The following is a 17,869-nucleotide window of genomic DNA, read 5'->3' on the forward strand; positions in this document are numbered from 1 at the left end:
CCGAGGTGCAGTGCAGACCATCACCTTGGATAACGGTTCGGAATTCGCCGAGCACCGACAGGTTGCCAAGGCCGTCTGGGCCAAGACCTATTTTTGCGACCCGTACCGCTCATGCCAGCGTGGCACCAATGAAAACACCAACGGACTGATTCGCCAATATTTCCCGAAAGGGACGGACTTCCGAAAGGTGAGCGACTCAGCACTGAGGCGAGTCGTTGCCAAGCTGAATAATCGCCCCAGAAAACGCTTGGGGTATCGGACACCGGCACAAGTGTTCCTGGGAGAGTATTCAGGAGCGCTGGAAACCGCGGGTGCTGCGCTTAATGTTTGAATTCAGGGCCGAAACCCGACACTACTATAACTAGTGATGTCGGTTTCAATTAACCCCCAACCCCACTAACCCTAACCACCTCCCTCACCACCGCCTCATTCAACACCCCGCGTTTGGCTTCCACCACCGTGAGCCATTCGCGGGCGCGGGTGATGCCGGTGTACACCAGCTCGCGGGTCAGGATGGGGTTTAGGGTGGGCGGTAGCAGTAGGGCGGTGTGCAAGAACTCCGAGCCTTGGGATTTGTGCACCGTCATCGCAAACACGGTTTCTACCGCGTGCAGGCGGGAAGGCAGCACCCAGCGGATGGGCTTTTCGGTGTCGCTGGCGGCACTTGATGAAGGAAAGGCGACTCTTAATAGCTTCTGCTGCGGATTGCGCGGGTCGGGCACGGCCAGGGTAATGCCGATATCGCCGTTCATTAGTTTCAGGCCGTAGTCGTTTTGGGTGACCAGTACCGGGCGGCCTTCATACCAGCCTTTCTCTAGCGTGTAGTCGCTGCCGTACAGCAGCTTTTCGCTACGCAGCGTGCTGGCGATGCGCTGGTTTAACCCTTCTACTCCCCAGGGGCCTTTGCGCAACGCGCACAGCAGTTGGAAGTGGCTGTAGGCGCTGAGCACCTCGCTGGCCCAGGCGTCAAAAGCGGTTTGGTTTTCCTCGAACGACTCCCTCGGAGGGCGCTGGGCTTGCAGCACGTTGAGGTAGTGGCGGTAGCCAGTGGGCGGGGCGATGGGCTGGCCTTCGCGGTCGGTGCGGCCTTCGCCGTTGCCTGCAAAGCCGTTGGGGCTGCCGTGAATCACCAGCTTATCCAGCGCGGCGTCGTCACTCATCACCAAATGGTGAATATCCGGGTAGCCGTGGCGCAGCACGGCGCTTACCGCCTGCTGTTTTTCCCGTTCGCTTTGCGCATGGCCCGGCTGGTTAATGGCTTTGGCAAGTTGGCCGATGCCGCTGTGTTCATTGAAGCGGTGGCTTACCCGCAGCATGGTAATGGCTTGGTCGAGCGGTTGGCCTGCGGGGTCGATGAAATCCTCAGGCAGCGGCTGGCCGGTGGCCTGGGCCAGCCATTCGGCGGTGGCCGGGGTGTAGTAGGCGGCTTCCGCGCGGTGGCATAGGTCGCCCAGTACCGAGCCTGCCTCTACCGAGGCGAGCTGGTCTTTATCCCCCAGCAGAATGCACTGGGCGTGGGCGGGCAGGGCGCTGAGGGTCGCGGCCATCATTTCGATATCCACCATCGAGGCTTCGTCGATCACCAGCACATCCAGCGCCAGCGGGTTGGCGGCGCTGTGGCGGAAGTGGCGGGTGTCGGGGCGTGCGCCGAGCAGGCGGTGGAGGGTGGTCACTTCCGTGGGAATCGTGATCTCGCTGGCTGCCGCCGCAGGTGAGTATTCACTGAATAGTTTTGCCAACTCAGCGAGCGGTAACGCATTCACCTGCCCGGCGATGGATTCATTTAAGCGGGCGGCAGCTTTGCCTGTGGGGGCGGCTAGGCGAATGCGTAGCGGCTGGCTGGGGTGCTGGGCCAGTTGCAGGGTTTGCAGCAGGGCGAGCAGGCGTACCACGGTAGTGGTTTTGCCGGTGCCGGGGCCGCCGGTAATAATGCCGAAACGGCTGCGGGCGGCCAGGGCGCAGGCGGTTTTTTGCCAGTCTAGGCCGTTGCGTTGCTTGAACAGTATGTTCAGGGCTTGGGGGAGTAACCCCGAGGCGCTGGCGTCATTCGCCTCTTCCAAGCGTGCGGCGATGTGTTGGTGCAGGCTTTGCTCGTACTGCCAGTAGCGGCGCAGGTAGAGCCGCGTGCTGGGGGTGCTGCTGGCTGAGTGAGTGGTCACTACGACCAGCGGCGTGTTGCCGGGGCCTTCGCTTGTCAGCAGCGGGTGGTGCAGGGCGGCTTGCCATTCGCTGAGCGTAAGTGTTGCCAGCACGTCGCTGGGCAGCGGCGGCGGGTCGGTGAGGTCGTCCCCTTCGGGCGGTAGCGAAAGGGCGAAATCCGGCGCGTTGAGCGTGGCGTTAATATCCAGGCATACGTGGCCGCGGCCTAGCTGGTGGCTGGCAAGTGCTGCCGCCAGTAGCAGCAGTGTGGGGGCGTCCGGGGCTTCACTGGCGAGAAAGCGCACCAGGGCGCGGTCTAAATCCCGCAACCAGCCTCGCGCTACCCAGCGTTCGCACAGGGCCAGCAGTTCCGGGGTACTGCCGAGTGCCGGGTGGGCGCTGGCGGCTTCGCCGAACATATCGAAGGTGTGGGTGTCGTGCTGGCGGCTCATGCCGTGGCCTCCTGCTGGGTGGCGTGTGGCTCGCCTGCAAACAGGCTATCCAGGGCTTCGATGAGTTCAACCGGGGCGGGTTCGCCCACCACGCCGCGCCCAGGGCTGCGGCTGCCGCGTAGAAATACCGTCATCGAGCCGCCCAAATGCTGGTGCGGGTCGTAATCCGGCAGTCGTGCTTTTAACAGCCGGTGCATGGCGAGTAAGTAGAGCGTGGCCTGCAAGTCGTAGCGTTTGGCGAGCAGCGCGTGGCGCAGGGCCTCGGGTTCGTAGGCGCTGTCGTTGGGGCCTAGGTAGTTCGATTTCCAGTCCAGCACGTAAAAGCGCCCCTGGTGCTCGAAGGCCAAGTCAATGAAGCCTTTCAGCATGCCGTTCAGGGTGTCGGCATCCAGCGCGGGGCGCTCTACTCCTGGCAGTAAGTGCTTGCTCACCAGCGCATCGATGGCTTGGGTGTTCACCCGCTTGGCGGCAAACCAGAACTCAAGCTCTACTTGGTAGCTTTCCAGCTCATTCAGCGCCACGCTTTGCGGGGTGGGTGCGGCCAGCGGTAGCGGCGTGGTGAGCAGGGCGCTTAGCCAGCCCGCCAGCGGTTCTTGCCACGCCTGCCAGCCGCGTAGCTGTACCCGTCGCCATAGCATGTCGTTGAGGGCGTTCATATCATTCGCGGCGGTATTAAAGCCTTGCTTGCCCGCCCACTCCAGCAGCCCGTGCAGAAAGGTGCCGGGGCCGGGGCCACGGGGGAATTTGTGCAGGTGATACGCTTCCGGCTGAGATATATCCTGCGGTTCATCCAGCACTTCAAAGGCGGTGGCTTCTTGGGCGGTGGTGGGTTCCAGCGGTGGCAGCACCGGGGCGGTGAGCGTGCCGGAAAGCCGCAGAGCGGAGTAGCTGGCAATCCACCAGTGCTCTTTGGCGGGGCGCGTGGGCGTGCGGGCGTGGCCCAGCGCACTGCTTTGCTCCATTAGGGCAACGCGCTCTGCGGTGGGCGCGGGTGGTTGATGAATCTGTATCTCGCTGCCTTCCACCAGCTCACCAAGCGCGTTATTGAGCGCCTCCGGTGAAAGGGCGCTGCCGCCCTTTAGCAGGTAACCCAGCGCGCTGTTCTCCAGGTCTTTCAGCGGGGCCAGCCCCAGCCAGGTGGCGTGGCGGGCGCGGGTAAGCGCCACGTAGAGTTTGCGCAGGTCTTCCCCCAGCCGTTCGCGGTCGGCGGTGGCGAGTATCGCGTCATCGGCTTCTAGGCTGAGCTGTAGGTTGCCCACGCCGTCGTGCCAGCGCAGCGGTACATCTTCGGCTTTGACCGGGCGGTGGTTGGCGATGAAGGGCAGGAACACCAGCGGGTACTCCAGTCCTTTGGATTTGTGGATGGTGACCACTTTGACCAAATCCGCGTCGCTCTCCAGGCGCAGTTTGTGGCTGTCGCCGTGGCTTTCCGGGTCGGCAATGGCATCAAACAGAAAGCGAATCAGCGCGTGTTCGCCATCCAGTTCTGCGCTGGCCTGCTGCAGCAGTTCGCCCAGGTGCAGCAGGTCGGTGAGCAAGCGCTCACCCTCTTCAAACTCCGCCAGCAGGCGGGCGGGAATATCAAAATCCACCATCATGCGGCGCACCAGCGGCAGCACGCCCTGGCGCTGCCATAGGCGGTGGTAGTGGCTGAACTGCTCTACCCGCTCTTCCCAGGCCAGCTCGTTTTGCTGCAGGTGGTCCAGCTCTGCCAAGCTTAGCCCCAGTACCGGGGTGGCCAGCGCGGCGCGCAGGTGCGCTTCGGCCTGGCGGGAGCTGGCCAGCGGCTCGGCGCAGGCGCGCAGCCAGCGCTCTACCTGGGCGGCCATGGGCGAGCTAAACACCTTATCGTGATCAGAAAGATACACGCTCTTCACCCCACGGCTGGCCAGCGCTTGGCGAATGGCGCGGGCTTCTTGCAGGCCGTTCACCAGTACCGCCATATCCGAGGGCTTGAGCGGGGTGAGCGCGTCGTCGGTTTGAAAGCCGCTCGTGCCTTGCTGGCCTGCGCTGAGCAGTTCCGCCATGTACGAGGCGCAGCATTCGGCCATCTCAGTTTGGTAGGCGGTTTTGGAGAGCGGCTCGTCGGCGGCCAGCAGCCAGAGCGTCATGGCGGGCAGCGGCTGGCCCTGGTGAATGAGCTGTTCGCTTCGGCCTTTGGCGTCTACCGGCAGAAACGGCAGCGGGTTGTCGCCGCCTTCTTCGCGGAACAGAAACGCCCCGGCCGGGTGCTCATCGGCGTAGCGGAAGCAGTAGTTCACCGCCTCTACCATGGCGCGGCTGGAGCGGTAGTTGGTGCCCAGCGTCACGTGGCGGCCTGCGGTGTCTTCGCGGGCTTTTAAGTAGGTGAAGATATCCGCGCCGCGAAAGGCGTAAATGGCCTGCTTGGGGTCGCCGATCAGCAGCATGGCGGCGTCTCGGCGGGGCTTGGCGACCTCGTACACCGCGTTGAAAATGCGGTACTGGATGGGGTCGGTGTCCTGGAACTCGTCGATCAGCGCCACGGGGAACTGGCGCAGTATTTGCGCGGCCAGGGCCTCTTTATTGGGGCCTTGCAGGGCGCGGTCCAAGTGGGTGAGCAGGTCGTTAGGGCCCATTTCGGCGCGGCGCTCTTGCTCCCGCTCCAGGCGCACTTTGCACCACTGCACGGCGTGAATCAGCAGGTCGTTACGCGGCTCGGGCAGGGCGTTTAGCGCGGCGGGCAGCTCGGCCAGCGCTTCCCAGGCGGCGGGGCAAGGGGGCGCGCCCTCTTTCCATATCTCGGCCATGCCGTCTGGGGTGAGGCGCTTCCAGGCGGCATCGGTGAGCGCGGGGCGGGTGGCGTCGCTGTCGCACCACTCCTGCAGCGCGCCTAGCCAGTTGGCGCGGCTTTTGGCGTTGAAGCTTTGGCCTTTGAAGGCTTTGCGCTTGGCGGCGTCTTCCAGTGCGGGTACTAGGTCATCCAGCCACGCAGGCCAGGGAGCTTTTAGCTCGTTTAGGCGAGCGCTGCGCTCGGCTTGGGCGGCGCTTAGGGTGTGTTCGGGCGCGGGGCGTGGGCTGCCTAGGGCCTCGCTTTCGGCCAGCAGTTTGCGCACCTGCCCGTGGAGTTGGTCCGGCGACTTCCAGTAACCGGTAATGCTGCCTAGTGCTTCGGCGTCCAGAGGGTAGTAGAAGGTACGCCAGTAGTCGCGCACTACCTCTTGTTCCAGCTCTTGCTGGTCGTTTTCCAAATTGAGCGAGAACAGGCTGCCGCTATCGAAGGCGTGCTCCCGCAGCATGCGGTAGCACCAGCTATGAATAGTGGAAACGGCGGCTTCGTCCATCCACTCGGCAGCCAGCTCCAGGCGGCGGGCGCAGGCGGGCCACGTGGCCTCGGGGTATTGGCTGCGCAGCGCTAGCAGAAGTGAGTCTTCACCCTGATGACGAAACACCGCCGCCGCTTCCACCAGCCGGTGGCGGATACGTTCGCGTAATTCTTGCGTGGCGGCGTTGGTGAACGTGACCACCAAAATTTCCGGCGGGGTGAGCGGGCGTATGAAGGCGGTGTCGTCTTCACTGTGCTGCCCGCCCAGCACCAAGCGCACATACAGCAGCGCAATGGTGAAGGTTTTCCCTGTGCCCGCGCTGGCTTCAATCAAACGGCTGCCGTGAAGCGGTAGCGTAAGCGGGTTCAGCGGGGTGGGCTGGCTCATTCTCATTCTCCGAACATCACGGCAGGCGGAAAGCAAAGCGCCTTTGGCGGGTAGCCAAAGGCACCGGCACTATATCGCGTTGCCAAGAGCTGGGCAAAAGAGCAAAGCAGCGTTAGAGGCTGGTTTGAAAGACGGTGTCGAATTCGTTGTAAACAGGTAGGCACGCTCGGCTTCCATGGCCGTAAGCCACAGTAAACAGGGGTTAGGCTGTGAGGTATCGTCGCCAACTGGTAATCTAGCGGGCTAGCCGCTCTTGGCGATCTGTTGATGCTGGTGAAGGGATCTCATGCTGACCTCGCTTCTGGATAACGATTTTTACAAGATCACGATGCAGAATGCCGTGATTAAACGCTTCCCCTATGCCCATGCCCGCTACGCGTTTATCAATCGCGGCGAGCATGCGTTTCCTGAGGGTTTTGGTGAGGCGCTGCGCGGTGAAGTGGATCGCATGGCGACGCTGCGCTTGTCCGATGAAGAGAAGCGCTACCTGCAAACCACCTGCCTTTACCTAGACCCCACCTATCTCGATTTTCTGGCGGGCTTTCGTTACGACCCCAGCGAAGTGACGATCGAGCAGCAGGGCAGCGAGCTCTCGGTGGTGATGGAAGGCCCGTGGTACCGCACCATTTTATGGGAAGTGCCGCTGATGGCGCTGATCAGCGAGCTTTGGTATCACCTGCGCGGCGTGAGCGTGTCGGAAGATGACGAAGCGCTCATCGAGCAGCGCACGCGGGAGAAAATCGAACTGTACCGCCAGCATGGGCTGAAGATTGCCGAGTTCGGCACCCGTCGGCGTTTCTCGTTTGCGGTGCACGACCGGGTCGTCAAAGCGCTGCGCCACTACGGCGGCGAGGCGTTTAGCGGCACCAGCAACGTGCTGCTGGCCATGCGCCACGGGGTGAAGCCCATCGGCACCCACGCCCACGAGTGGTTTATGTTCCACGGCGCTCGCTTTGGTTTCAAAATGGCCAACAGTTTGGCGCTGGAGCACTGGGTGGACGTGTACCGGGGGGATTTGGGTATCGCGCTGACCGATACCTTTACTACCCGCGCCTTTTTCGAGAGCTTCGATAAGAAGTTCGCCAAGCTGTTCGACGGCGTGCGGCACGATAGCGGCGACCCGATTGAATTTGCCGATGCCACCATTGCCCACTACCAGCGCCTGGGAATTAACCCGCTGAGCAAAACCATCATCTTCTCCGATGCCCTCACGCCTGAAAAAGTGGAGCGCATCCGCGCCTTCTGCCAGGGGCGGATTGGCATGGCCTTTGGCATTGGCACCAACTTCACCAACGATATTGGCGTGGCGCCCATGAACATGGTGATCAAAATGGTCGAGGCCCGCCCCGAAGGGCAAGGCTGGCTGCCAGTGGTGAAGCTGTCCGATGTGCCCACTAAGAACACCGGCGACCCGGAGATGATTGCGTTGGCGAAGCGCATTTTATCGCTGGGTGGAAAGGGGGATGAAAGCCCGCTGATCTGACGCTGCCCGAATCAGCCGCATGCTAAACTGCTTTTCATATCGCTGTTTTTTGTTCTGGAGGCCGCCGTGCAGGATGCCCATCGCCGTAAGCTACCCATCGGGATTCAGACGTTCTCGGATATCCGTGAGGGCGACTATTACTACGTCGATAAAACCCCGCATATCGAGCGCTTGGTTAACCAGAACAAATACTACTTTCTCTCGCGGCCCCGCCGCTTTGGTAAAAGCCTGTTGCTGGATACGCTGCGCTGCTTGTTCGAGGGCCGCCAGGCGCTGTTTGAAGGGCTCTATATTCACGATAAGTGGGACTGGCAACAGCGTTACCCGGTCATTCGTATCAGCTTTGCCGATGGCGTCATGCAGAGCCGTGAAGAGCTCGATGAGCGTATTCGTGATCAGCTCCGAGTGCAGCGTGAGCGGCTTGGCATTACTCAACACCATAAGGCCGATATTCCCGGCGAGTTTTCCGCCCTTATTCGCATTGCCCACCAGCAATATGGTCAGCGGGTGGTGGTGCTGATCGATGAATACGACAAGCCGATTCTGGATAACATTCTGGAACCTGGGCGTGCTCGGGAGGTGCGCGAAGGGCTGAAAAACCTCTACAGCGTGCTGAAAGACGCCGATCCTCATTTGCACTTTGTGCTGCTCACCGGCGTATCAAAGTTCAGCAAGGTCAGCCTATTTTCGGGCTTGAACAATCTCAACGATATCACCTTAGACGCTCCTTTCAGCACGATTTGCGGCTATACCGACGAAGACATCGACAAGGTGTTCGCGCCGGAGCTACCTGGCTTGGATCGTGAGGCCATTCGTCAGTGGTACAATGGCTACCGCTGGGGTGGGCGCGAGGTGGTGTCTGTCTACAACCCCTTCGATGTGCTGTTACTGTTTCAAAAGCGCGAGTTTGCGCCGTACTGGTTTGAGTCTGCCACGCCGACGTTCCTGGTCGATATTCTTAAACAGCGTGGGGTATTTACGCCTTCGTTAGATCATTGGGAAACTGAGTATGAACTGCTCAGCCAGTTCGATGTGGATCAGATCAGTACCGAAGGTCTGCTGTTTCAAACCGGCTACCTGACCATCCAGCAGGTAGAGGAGCCGCTGCTGGGATACCGCCAGTACACGCTGGGCTTTCCTAACCGTGAAGTCGAAACCAGTCTCAACCACGCCTTGCTGCCATCGCTGGGAGTCGAAAATGCCCCTCGTGAACGCAGGACGCTGTTCCGCCATTTAAGCCAGCATGACCTTGTCGGGCTAAAAGCGCATCTAAAGGCGCTCTATGCAGGACTCCCTCACGACTGGTATCGCAACAACCCGATTGCTCGCTACGAAGGCCATTATGCGAGCGTGTTCTACAGCCACTTCGCGGCCCTGGGCCTGGATGTGACGGTGGAAGATGCCAGCCACCACGGCAAGGTGGATATGAGCGTGGATTTTGGTGGGCATATCTACCTGTTCGAGTTCAAAGTGGTGGAGCAGCTGCCGGAAGGTCAGGCGCTGGCGCAAATCAAACACAAAGGGTATGCGGACAAGTACCGCGCCTCTGGCAAGCCCGTACACCTGATCGGCGTCGAGTTCTCCAGTGCCAAACGCCAGATTGTGGCGTTCGATGTGGAAACGCTCGACGCTATGTAACACCCACGCTGGTTTACCCTTTGACCGCCTGATGAAGCGGCGCGTAGAGCGTTTCTGTGAGCGTAGCAAAGGTGTGCCCGTTGGCTTGCTCGAAGAACAGGCGCTCGAAGCGGGGCCACTGGCGGCTTAAATACGCGCTTTGGGCTACTTCACCAGTTTGGTAGCGTCCGCCTTCATAGGCGGTTTCAGCGGCGGCGTAGGCGTCGCTTTCTCGGCCTTTTTCTTGCGCCATATCCGGCGTGCCTTGCTTACTTAGCCAAGCAAACGCGGCTTGCGGTGCGAGCGGCAGCGGGGTTTCTAGGCCCGCTTGCCACGCGGCTAGCTGGGTTTCTAAATGCTGGCGAGCGGTCTCGGCATCCACTGGCGCTAACGTGACATGCCCCGCTTTGGAGAGCAGTTGCGTCGTCATCGGGCCATCCAGGTTGCCCGCTAGGTGCGCAACCCAAGGGCGCAGCAGGTGGCTCCAGCGGTACTGGCCGCGCCCACTGCCTTGGCTAATCAGGCTGCTACTCAGCAGCAGCAGGCGGCAGCGGTGGCCTGCTTCATCCTGGCGCAGTTCGCCCAGGGGCTCTTCTAATGTGAGGCCGTGGGCTTCGAAGTGAATCATGGTGTCGGGCAGGGTATGCGGCCACGCGTCTAGTGCTTCTTCGTAGGCGTTGAAAAGCGCCTCCATGGGTTCGGCGAGTGCTGCGCGCATGCGTTCGCCGAACGCGCCCATGGCCAGCACGCCTTGACCTTGAAAGCGCTCCAATGCTTCGTGCAATGCTTGCATGCGCGGCTGGCCGTTATCCACCGCGTGGCGCTGGGCGGCAATCAGCTGGTCTTGGAGCTGCCAGTTTTGCAGGCCATCCAGGGCGAAAGGCTCGGCGTCCAGTTCGGCGATGGCTTCCTGCTCGAAATAGACCCCCAAGCGATTATTAAAGAAGCTGCGCACCGGCTCGCGCAGAAAGCTGCCTAGCTGCCCAAGCGAGAGGCTGGTGGGGGCGTTTTCTGGGGCTGGCAGCGTGCGGCTAGCGGCGGGTGGCGTGCGTGGGGCGTGCACCTCGCGCCATTCGTGGGCGTAGGTGAACAGCCGGCTTGCTGGGCTGTTGAAGTAAGCGCGGCTGAAAGGCTGCAGCGGATGCTCGGTGGTGAGTGTTTCCAGCAGCGGCGCGCCGTTTTCCGTTTGCCAGCCGGCTTCTAAGTGGTCTCGCAGTTGGCTCACCAGCACCGAGGGCGGCAGCGGCGTATTGTCGATCTGGCTGCGGCCGACCCAGCTCACGTAGAGCTGGTCGCGGGCGGAGAGCAACGCTTCCAGAAACAGGTAGCGATCGTCTTCCCGGCGGGAGCGGTCGCCGGGGCGGTAGTCGCTGCCCATTAGGTCGAAATCCAGCGGCGGCTGGGAGCGGGGGTACTCGCCGTCGTTCATGCCCAGTAGGCACACCCGCTTGAAGGGAATGGCGCGCATGGGCATCAGCGTGGCGAAGTTGACCGCTCCGGCCAAGAAGCGTTGGGAAAGGCTGTGTTCATCGATCTGTGCCAGCCAGTGCTCCCGCACCATAGAGAGCGGCAGCGGGTCGTTGAGTTCGGCTTCCCGGCTGCTTTCCAGCATCTGCTGCAAGCCGCTCTCCAGCTTGGTGAGCATGATGCTCTCTTGGGCGTCGTCGGTAAGAAAGAAGGTTTCCAGCAGCTCCCGTAGCCGCGCGACCCAAGTAGCGGCATCGGTGGGTTGGCAGAAGCTCTCCCAGGTGGCTTCGAGCTTCTCTAACAGCGTCGCCAGCGGCCCCCCTAAGCCCGCTTCCAGCCCGCCGATATCATCAAACGGTTCGATACCTTGCCACGCGTGGCCGTCGCCCACGGTGTAGCCCAGCAGCAGGCGGCGTAGGCCGAATGCCCAGGTGTTTTGGCTTAGCCCGCCGGGCAGTTCCAGCCGCTGGCGCTGCTTGGCGTTAAGCCCCCAGCGGATGCCCGCGCCTTCCATCCAGCGCTCCAGCACCGGCAGGTCGCGCTCTTCTAGGCCGAAGCGCTGGCGCAGGGCGGGTACATCCAGCAGGTCGAGTAAATCGCTCACCGACAGGCGCAGCTCCGGCAGCCGTAGCAGCTTTTCCAACGCAATCATCAGCGGCAGGCGGTGGCGGCTGGCTTGGTCGGAGAGCGTGTAGGGAATGTGCCGCGGGTCGTCGGTGGGCAGTTGGCCAAACACCGCTTCGATGTGCGGCGCGTAGCGGTCGATATCCGGCACCATGACGATGATGTCCCGTGGGCGCAGGTGTGGGTCGGCGCTGAAGGCGGCCAGCAGCTGGTCGTGGAGAATCTCCACTTCCCGCTGGGGGCCGTGGGCAATATGGAACACGATGGAGTCATCGTCCATGGGCAGTGCGGGCCAGTGGCCTTGCGTTTCTGCCACCGGGCGCAGCTCGCGGATGTCGTCTTGCAGCTGGCTGAGCAGGCAGTGGCGATCCTCGCCGCTGAACGGCTCGAACATATCGATGCGCAGCGCCTGCTGCTCGAATAGGGTTTGGTAGTTGCCTGCGTCGTCGTGCTCATCGAGCAGGCGCAGGTAGTCGCGGCCCTGCTTGCCCCAGGCGGCTAGCAGCGGCTGGGCGTGCAGGTGCAGGGCGTCATCGGCATCGCCGGTGCCCAGTACATCCAGCGCTTCGGGCATGCCGGTTTTGCGCCGCTGACGGTAGCGCTGGGCGCGCAGCAGGTCTTTGTGCTCGATGATATCCGCCCAGTAGAACTGGCAGGGGTTGTGAACGCACAGCACGATTTGGCAGCAGCGAGAGAGCGCCGCCAGCGCTTCCAGGGTTTGCTGGGGCAGCGATGAGATACCGAAGATGATCAGCCGCCGGGGCAGCCCCGGCGGGCAGTCTTGGCCTTCCAGGTGCTCGGTGGCCTTCAAAAAGCGCTGGTGAACTTGAGCGCGGCTGCTGTTCAGCCCGGCATCGCCTTGGGTGGCAGCCACATCGTCACGCAGGATGCGCCAGAGTGCGGGCTGCCAGCGCTGGTGCTCTTCCAGCGGGCGGTGCTCGCCTCTGGCTGTAATTAGCACATCGTGGCCGTTGGCCCAGGCGTTCAGCCAGTCGGCGCGGTAGACCTGGTACTGGTCAAACAAATCCGCCAGCCGCTCGGCTAATTGGTAGTGCTTGCGCTGGTCGCGGTCGATTTCTAGAAACTGCGCCAGCGGCTCAAATACCGGCTGCCCAGCCAGGGTAGGCAGCAGGCGCAGCAGCCGCCATACCAAGCGTGATTTATCGAACGGCGAGGTTTCCGGCACGGCATCGGCGTTTTGCGACACGTGAGTGAGCACCGTGCGGTAGGCCTGCCATAGAAACCGCGCGGGCAGCATAACCTCTAGTGCCGCCGCAATGCCCGCGCCGCCGTTCTTAGGGTCTTCCGCCAACGCCAGTTTCAGCCACTGCCCAATACCGTTGCTCTGCACCAGAATGGTTTCGTTCTCCAACGGCCCCAACGGCTGGCGACGCATCCACTCCACCGCCAAACCGCGTAAATCTTCCAAACGGTTAGCATGTACCACCATAAAACCGGGGGGGAGCGAAGTGGGGGAGAACAAAGCATTGGCAGGCATACGGCGGCGTTCCTTCACGGCAATCAGCGTCACGGGTAGCGGTGACGCTATGGTGCCATAAGTTGGGGGTACTCGCGTGTATCTGGAGTAGGAACTTTTATGCACGCTGGGTTATCATAAAAGATAACTTGAGCGGGGTTATGCTATGGAGTGGCAGGTTGAGTTTTATCCAGGTGTCGAGCAAGAAATTTTAAGTATGCCGCCCAAAATACAGGCCAGAATGCTCCGGTTACTGGAGATGGTAGAGACTCATGGCGCTAACCTTGGGCCACCACACACGGAATCTATGGGCGACGGTTTGTTTGAAATTAGGGCAAAGGCAAAAGAGGGAATTGGCCGTTCTCTGTTTTGTTATGTGCATAGGAAACATATTGTCGTTCTTCATGCGTTCGTCAAAAAAAGCCAAAAAACGCCGCGTCAGGCGTTAACGTTAGCGCGGACAAGACAGCGCGAGGTGCAGTCATGATGAACTTAAAAGCACTAAAAGAGCAGGCGCTTCAAAACCCAGAAGTAGAGGCGGAGTATGAGCGTTTGGCACCGGAGTTTGCCTTGGCTTCCACACTGATTTCTATGCGCCAGCGTGCCGGGTTGACCCAAGAAGAGCTTGCCAAACGCTTGGATACACAAAAAAGTAACATTAGCCGCTTGGAGCGGGGAAGCAGTAACCCCGGCTGGAAAACATTACAGCGCTATGCACACGCCTGTGGTTTTGAGCTGACGGTACATGTTGAACAACAAAAACAGCCAGCCCATTAAGCAGTCAGCGTGCTGCAATATTGGAACTCTCCTTGCGTCATCGGCTTACCGCCGCCAAGCTGTGCCCTTTGCCATGCCATTGAGAGGAGTCCGTGATGACCGAGCCGACCAACCATAATACCCGCCGCCACTCTGCCCAAGTAGTGGATGGCCCCGGTAAAGCGGCTAGCCGCGCCATGCTGCGCGCCGTGGGCTTCAACGATGACGATTTTCAAAAGCCTCAGGTGGGTATTGCGTCTACCTGGAGCATGGTGACGCCGTGTAATAGCCATATTGGTGAGCTGGCGGAGCTTGCTCGGGATGGGGCCGATGCCGCCGGTGGCAAAGGCGTGGTATTCAATACCATTACCATTTCTGATGGCATTGCCAACGGCACCGAAGGCATGAAGTACTCGCTGGTCTCGCGGGAAGTGATTGCCGATTCGATTGAAACCGTGGCGGGTTGCGAAGGCTTTGATGGCCTGGTGGCGATTGGCGGCTGCGATAAGAACATGCCGGGCTGTGTGATGGGCTTGGCGCGACTCAATCGCCCCAGCGTGTTCGTTTACGGCGGCACCATTATGCCCGGCAAAGGGCACACCGATATTGTCTCGGTGTTTGAAGCGATGGGCGCCCATTCTCGTGGCGACATCGACCTGATCGAGCTTAAAAACATCGAAGAGACCGCGATTCCTGGCCCTGGCTCCTGTGGGGGGATGTACACCGCCAACACCATGGCTTCGGCCATTGAGGCGCTGGGTATGAGCCTGCCGGGGAGTTCAGCGCAAAACGCCATCTCCCAAGAGAAGCGCGACGACTGCAAAGCCGCTGGCGAAGCCGTGCTGGCGCTGCTGGCTCAAGACATTAAGCCTTCCGATATCATGACCCGCGAGGCGTTCGAGAACGCCGTGACCGTGGTAATTGCCCTGGGGGGCTCCACCAACGCGGTGCTGCACCTGATTGGTATGGCGCGCACCATCGGTGTCGAGCTGACTCTGGCCGATTTCACCGAGATCGGTAAGCGTGTGCCGGTACTAGCCGATCTACGCCCCAGCGGCCACTACATGATGAGCGAGCTGGTGGCGATTGGCGGTATCCAGCCGCTGATGAAAATCCTGCTGGATGCTGGGCTGCTCAACGGCAACTGCTTAACCGTGACTGGCAAGACGCTGGCGGAGAACCTCGCTGATGTTGAGTCCTACCCGATGGATCAGCAAATCATCGCGCCGCTAGGTAACCCGATTAAAGCTGAAAGCCACCTGCGTATTCTGTTTGGCAACTTAGCGCCAGAAGGGGCGGTGGCGAAGATTACCGGCAAAGAGGGCACACGCTTTAGCGGCTCGGCGCGGGTGTTTGGCTCGGAAGAGGAAGCCCAGGCGCGCATCAACGATGGCACCGTAGTGGCGGGCGATGTGGTGGTGATTCGCTACGAAGGCCCGAAAGGCGGCCCCGGCATGCGTGAAATGCTCACGCCTACCTCGGCCATCATGGGCCGTGGCTTGGGCAACGACGTGGCGCTGATTACCGACGGCCGATTCTCCGGAGGCAGCCACGGTTTCGTGGTGGGGCATGTATCGCCGGAAGCTTTCGACGGTGGCCCGCTGGCGCTGGTGGAAGATGGCGACCCGATCACCATTGATGCCGAAGCCGATACCATTGATGTGCATATCAGCGATGAGGAGATGATGCGCCGCCGTGCGGCCTGGCAACAGCCTGAGCCGCGCTATCGTAAAGGCGTGTTGGCGAAGTATGCCAAATTGGTCAGCTCGGCCAGTACCGGTGCGGTGACCGACCAAGAATAATCTGTGAAGAGTCACCGGCACGATTAGGCTGTCACTAAGTCGTCAAGCGCAAGGCGTACCCTGAACGCTTTGCGCTTTTTAATGGGTAAACGGTGGGCACGATGTCAGAAAAGAATCCGGTTCGAGGGCGGGCCAACGAGGTGTTCTGGGCATTTTTGGCGCTGGGGCTGACCTCGTTCGGTGGCCCCGTGGCGCACCTGGGCTACTTTCGCACGGCGTTTGTCGAACGCCGCCAGTGGCTCAGCGAGCAGGCCTACGCGGATTTGGTCGCGCTGTGCCAGTTTTTGCCGGGTCCCGCCAGTAGCCAGGTAGGCTTTGCCTTAGGGTTGATGCGCGCAGGCCCCTGGGGGGCGGCAATGGCGTGGCTGGCGTTTACGCTGCCCTCTGCCATCGTGCTGGTGCTGTTTGCATTGGGCGCGGCAGTGCTGGATGGCCCCGTGGCCAGCGGCATCATTCACGGCTTAAAAGTGGTTGCGGTGGCCATTGTGGCCCACGCGGTGTGGGGCATGGCGCGTAACCTCTGCCCGGATAAAACCCGCACGGGCATTGCCCTGGCAGCGGTGTTGGCGGTAGTGCTGGTCAGCGGGCCGTTGGGGCAGGTGGCGGCGATTGTGCTAGGTGGCGTGGCGGGGCTGCTGCTTTGTCGCCAAAGTGCTGCAGCATCGTCTAGCGAATCGCTGCACTTCCCGGTAACGCGTAGAGCGGGCACGCTAGCATTAGGTTTATTCGCCGCTTTGTTGGTGCTCTTACCGCTGTTAGCGGCGAGCACCGGTTGGTTGAACGTCGTCGATGCGTTCTACCGTTCAGGCGCGCTGGTATTTGGCGGTGGCCATGTGGTGCTGCCGCTGCTGGAAGCGGAAGTGGTGCAATCGGGTTGGGTCACGGCAGATGAGTTCTTGGCGGGGTACGGCGCAGCTCAGGCGGTGCCGGGGCCGCTGTTTACGTTTGCTGCTTACTTGGGGGCGCTGCTGCCAGGGATACCCAGCGTGATTGGCGCGCTGTTGGCGCTGCTGGCGATTTTTGTGCCGGGATTTTTGCTGCTGGTCGGCGTGTTGCCGTTTTGGAATCAGTTTCGCCAGTGGAGCAGTGCTCAAGCGCTGATGCGTGGTGCCAATGCGGCGGTGGTGGGTATTTTAGGCGCGGCGCTCTATCAGCCGGTGTGGACCAGCGCCATTCTTGGGCCTTACGAGTTCGTGCTGGCGTTGACGGGCTTTTTGCTGCTCACCGTGTGGAAACTGCCGGCTTGGCTGGTGGTCATCGTAGTGGCGTTGGGCGGCGTCATGATTCCGCCCCAGTAACCGGGGCGGGAAGATGCTCAAGCGGTGATAGTTAGCGTGGCGGTGGCGTGGCTGCTATGGCGCCTCCAGCTCTAACGTGCGACGCAGGACATTAAGCTCATTGATGTCCAGATGCTCTAGCCTTCCGGCGAGCAGGTCGCTGATCTTTTGAACGGGTAAGCCAGCCTGGCGGGCTATTTCGCGGCTTCCCAGGTCTGATACGGCGATCAGGCGGGTGATAATACGCATGAGGCGCGTACGTTTTTCTAGTTCCCTGACATCGAGGTCAGGGCTGCTTCGCGGAGGATCCATCGTTTCTGCGTGAGCAGTTGAGTATGCCGTACTCATGTGACTCCATCAGTCGGAAATGACAAGCACACAATGCCGCCAAGTCGCGGGGTTTTCAATGCTTAATTTGATGAAAATTTCACGACCACGCTAACGCCCGCAAATGCCCGTGGCTCTGGTAAACTATGTGCCTTCCTATTTCTGAGTGAGCTGCGCGCTGTGTGCGGCTTTTTTCACTGCTTTTTTGCTTAAGTAGGCCGTTGGCCGAGGAGTTTTGCATGTCGAACAGCGCACCTAAGGTGGGCGTGATCATGGGGTCGAAATCTGATTGGCCGGTCATGGAGCACGCGGTGGCGATGTTAGAGCGGTTGGGCGTTGCCTATGAAACCCGTGTGGTATCGGCGCATCGCACACCCGACCTGCTGTTCGACTATGCGAAAAGTGCCTCTGAGCGTGGCCTGCAGGTGATTGTGGCAGGCGCCGGCGGTGCCGCTCATTTGCCGGGTATGGTCGCGTCACAAACGGCGCTGCCGGTGCTGGGTGTGCCGGTGGAGTCTAAAGCGTTGAAGGGCTTGGATTCACTGCTTTCCATCGCCCAAATGCCGGGTGGTATTGCGGTAGGCACCCTGGCTATTGGCAAAGCCGGTGCCACCAACGCAGGCCTGCTGGCCGCACAAATTGTGGGCCTTCAGGACAGCGCCGTGCGCGAAGCTGTTGAGGCGTTCCGCGCCGAGCAGACCCAATTGGTGTTGGATAACCCTGATCCGCGGCCCGATGCACCTGCATCTAACCAGCCAGCACAATAGGTTGCCCAAT

Annotated in this window: 12 protein-coding genes; 8 read left to right on the top strand and 4 right to left on the bottom strand. The window is 61.0% G+C overall.

The annotated features are described in order from the left end of the window. The coding region (locus tag R0J87_RS10515) for an IS30 family transposase (protein WP_498886033.1) at positions 1 to 331 on the top strand (331 nt) is incomplete at its 5' end. 49 nt (positions 332 to 380) lie between these two features. On the opposite strand, the gene recD is transcribed toward R0J87_RS10515, so the two are convergent. Further along, entirely contained in the window at positions 381 to 2,591 is a 2,211-nt protein-coding gene (gene recD, locus R0J87_RS10520) for an exodeoxyribonuclease V subunit alpha (protein WP_498886035.1), read from the bottom strand. After that, complete coding sequence (recB, locus tag R0J87_RS10525; protein WP_498886037.1) at positions 2,588 to 6,262, bottom strand: exodeoxyribonuclease V subunit beta; 3,675 nt, start codon at positions 6,260 to 6,262, stop codon at positions 2,588 to 2,590. Before recB ends, recD begins: the two co-directional genes overlap by 4 nt. Positions 6,263 to 6,548: 286 nt before the next feature. Here recB and pncB point away from each other — a divergent pair, with 286 nt between their 5' ends. Then, complete coding sequence (gene pncB / locus R0J87_RS10530; RefSeq protein ID WP_404342755.1) at positions 6,549 to 7,745, top strand: nicotinate phosphoribosyltransferase; 1,197 nt, start codon at positions 6,549 to 6,551, stop codon at positions 7,743 to 7,745. 66 nt (positions 7,746 to 7,811) lie between these two features. Further along, positions 7,812 to 9,383: an ATP-binding protein gene (locus R0J87_RS10535; protein ID WP_498886039.1), complete on the top strand. Its 1,572-nt coding sequence runs from the start codon at positions 7,812 to 7,814 to the stop codon at positions 9,381 to 9,383. 13 nt (positions 9,384 to 9,396) lie between these two features. Here R0J87_RS10535 and recC read toward each other — a convergent pair whose 3' ends face one another. After that, positions 9,397 to 12,951 carry an exodeoxyribonuclease V subunit gamma gene (gene recC / locus R0J87_RS10540; RefSeq protein ID WP_498886041.1) on the bottom strand — a complete coding sequence of 1,185 codons (3,555 nt, stop codon included), beginning with the start codon at positions 12,949 to 12,951 and terminating at the stop codon, positions 9,397 to 9,399. A 145-nt stretch (positions 12,952 to 13,096) separates the two neighbouring features. Between recC and R0J87_RS10545 the strand changes: the two genes are divergently transcribed. From R0J87_RS10545 to chrA, 4 genes are all read left to right on the top strand, one after another. Next, the gene (locus R0J87_RS10545; RefSeq protein ID WP_498886042.1) at positions 13,097 to 13,417 is read left to right on the top strand and encodes a type II toxin-antitoxin system RelE/ParE family toxin; all 321 of its coding nucleotides are present in this window, start codon (positions 13,097 to 13,099) and stop codon (positions 13,415 to 13,417) included. Beyond that, positions 13,414 to 13,707: a helix-turn-helix domain-containing protein gene (locus tag R0J87_RS10550; protein ID WP_062372690.1), complete on the top strand. Its 294-nt coding sequence runs from the start codon at positions 13,414 to 13,416 to the stop codon at positions 13,705 to 13,707. Before R0J87_RS10545 ends, R0J87_RS10550 begins: the two co-directional genes overlap by 4 nt. A gap of 95 nt (positions 13,708 to 13,802) precedes the next feature. Further along, positions 13,803 to 15,488: a dihydroxy-acid dehydratase gene (gene ilvD / locus R0J87_RS10555; protein WP_498886043.1), complete on the top strand. Its 1,686-nt coding sequence runs from the start codon at positions 13,803 to 13,805 to the stop codon at positions 15,486 to 15,488. A 101-nt stretch (positions 15,489 to 15,589) separates the two neighbouring features. Next, a complete protein-coding gene (chrA, locus tag R0J87_RS10560) occupies positions 15,590 to 16,786 on the top strand; it encodes a chromate efflux transporter (RefSeq protein ID WP_253018052.1) in 1,197 nt (398 codons plus the stop codon). A 54-nt stretch (positions 16,787 to 16,840) separates the two neighbouring features. On the opposite strand, the gene R0J87_RS10565 is transcribed toward chrA, so the two are convergent. Then, positions 16,841 to 17,113, bottom strand: coding sequence for an XRE family transcriptional regulator (locus R0J87_RS10565; RefSeq protein ID WP_404342743.1), 273 nt, complete (start codon positions 17,111 to 17,113; stop codon positions 16,841 to 16,843). A 218-nt stretch (positions 17,114 to 17,331) separates the two neighbouring features. On the opposite strand from R0J87_RS10565, the gene purE reads away from it, so the two are divergent. After that, entirely contained in the window at positions 17,332 to 17,859 is a 528-nt protein-coding gene (purE, locus tag R0J87_RS10570; RefSeq protein ID WP_498886046.1) for a 5-(carboxyamino)imidazole ribonucleotide mutase, read from the top strand. Positions 17,860 to 17,869: the final 10 nt, after the last annotated feature.

The organism is Halomonas sp. SIMBA_159 (assembly GCF_046536035.1).
Taxonomy (GTDB): Bacteria; Pseudomonadota; Gammaproteobacteria; order Pseudomonadales; family Halomonadaceae; genus Vreelandella; species Vreelandella venusta_A.

Bases quoted from the DNA above. Each gene is read 5' to 3' on its own strand.
- R0J87_RS10550 (WP_062372690.1), top strand. From the start codon at position 13,414: ATGATGAACTTAAAAGCACTAAAAGAGCAGGCGCTTCAAAACCCAGAA.
- chrA (WP_253018052.1), top strand. From the start codon at position 15,590: ATGTCAGAAAAGAATCCGGTTCGAGGGCGGGCCAACGAGGTGTTCTGG.
- pncB (WP_404342755.1), top strand. From the start codon at position 6,549: ATGCTGACCTCGCTTCTGGATAACGATTTTTACAAGATCACGATGCAG.
- R0J87_RS10565 (WP_404342743.1), bottom strand. From the start codon at position 17,113: ATGAGTACGGCATACTCAACTGCTCACGCAGAAACGATGGATCCTCCG.
- R0J87_RS10545 (WP_498886042.1), top strand. From the start codon at position 13,097: ATGGAGTGGCAGGTTGAGTTTTATCCAGGTGTCGAGCAAGAAATTTTA.
- recC (WP_498886041.1), bottom strand. From the start codon at position 12,951: ATGCCTGCCAATGCTTTGTTCTCCCCCACTTCGCTCCCCCCCGGTTTT.
- ilvD (WP_498886043.1), top strand. From the start codon at position 13,803: ATGACCGAGCCGACCAACCATAATACCCGCCGCCACTCTGCCCAAGTA.
- purE (WP_498886046.1), top strand. From the start codon at position 17,332: ATGTCGAACAGCGCACCTAAGGTGGGCGTGATCATGGGGTCGAAATCT.
- recB (WP_498886037.1), bottom strand. From the start codon at position 6,262: ATGAGCCAGCCCACCCCGCTGAACCCGCTTACGCTACCGCTTCACGGC.
- recD (WP_498886035.1), bottom strand. From the start codon at position 2,591: ATGAGCCGCCAGCACGACACCCACACCTTCGATATGTTCGGCGAAGCC.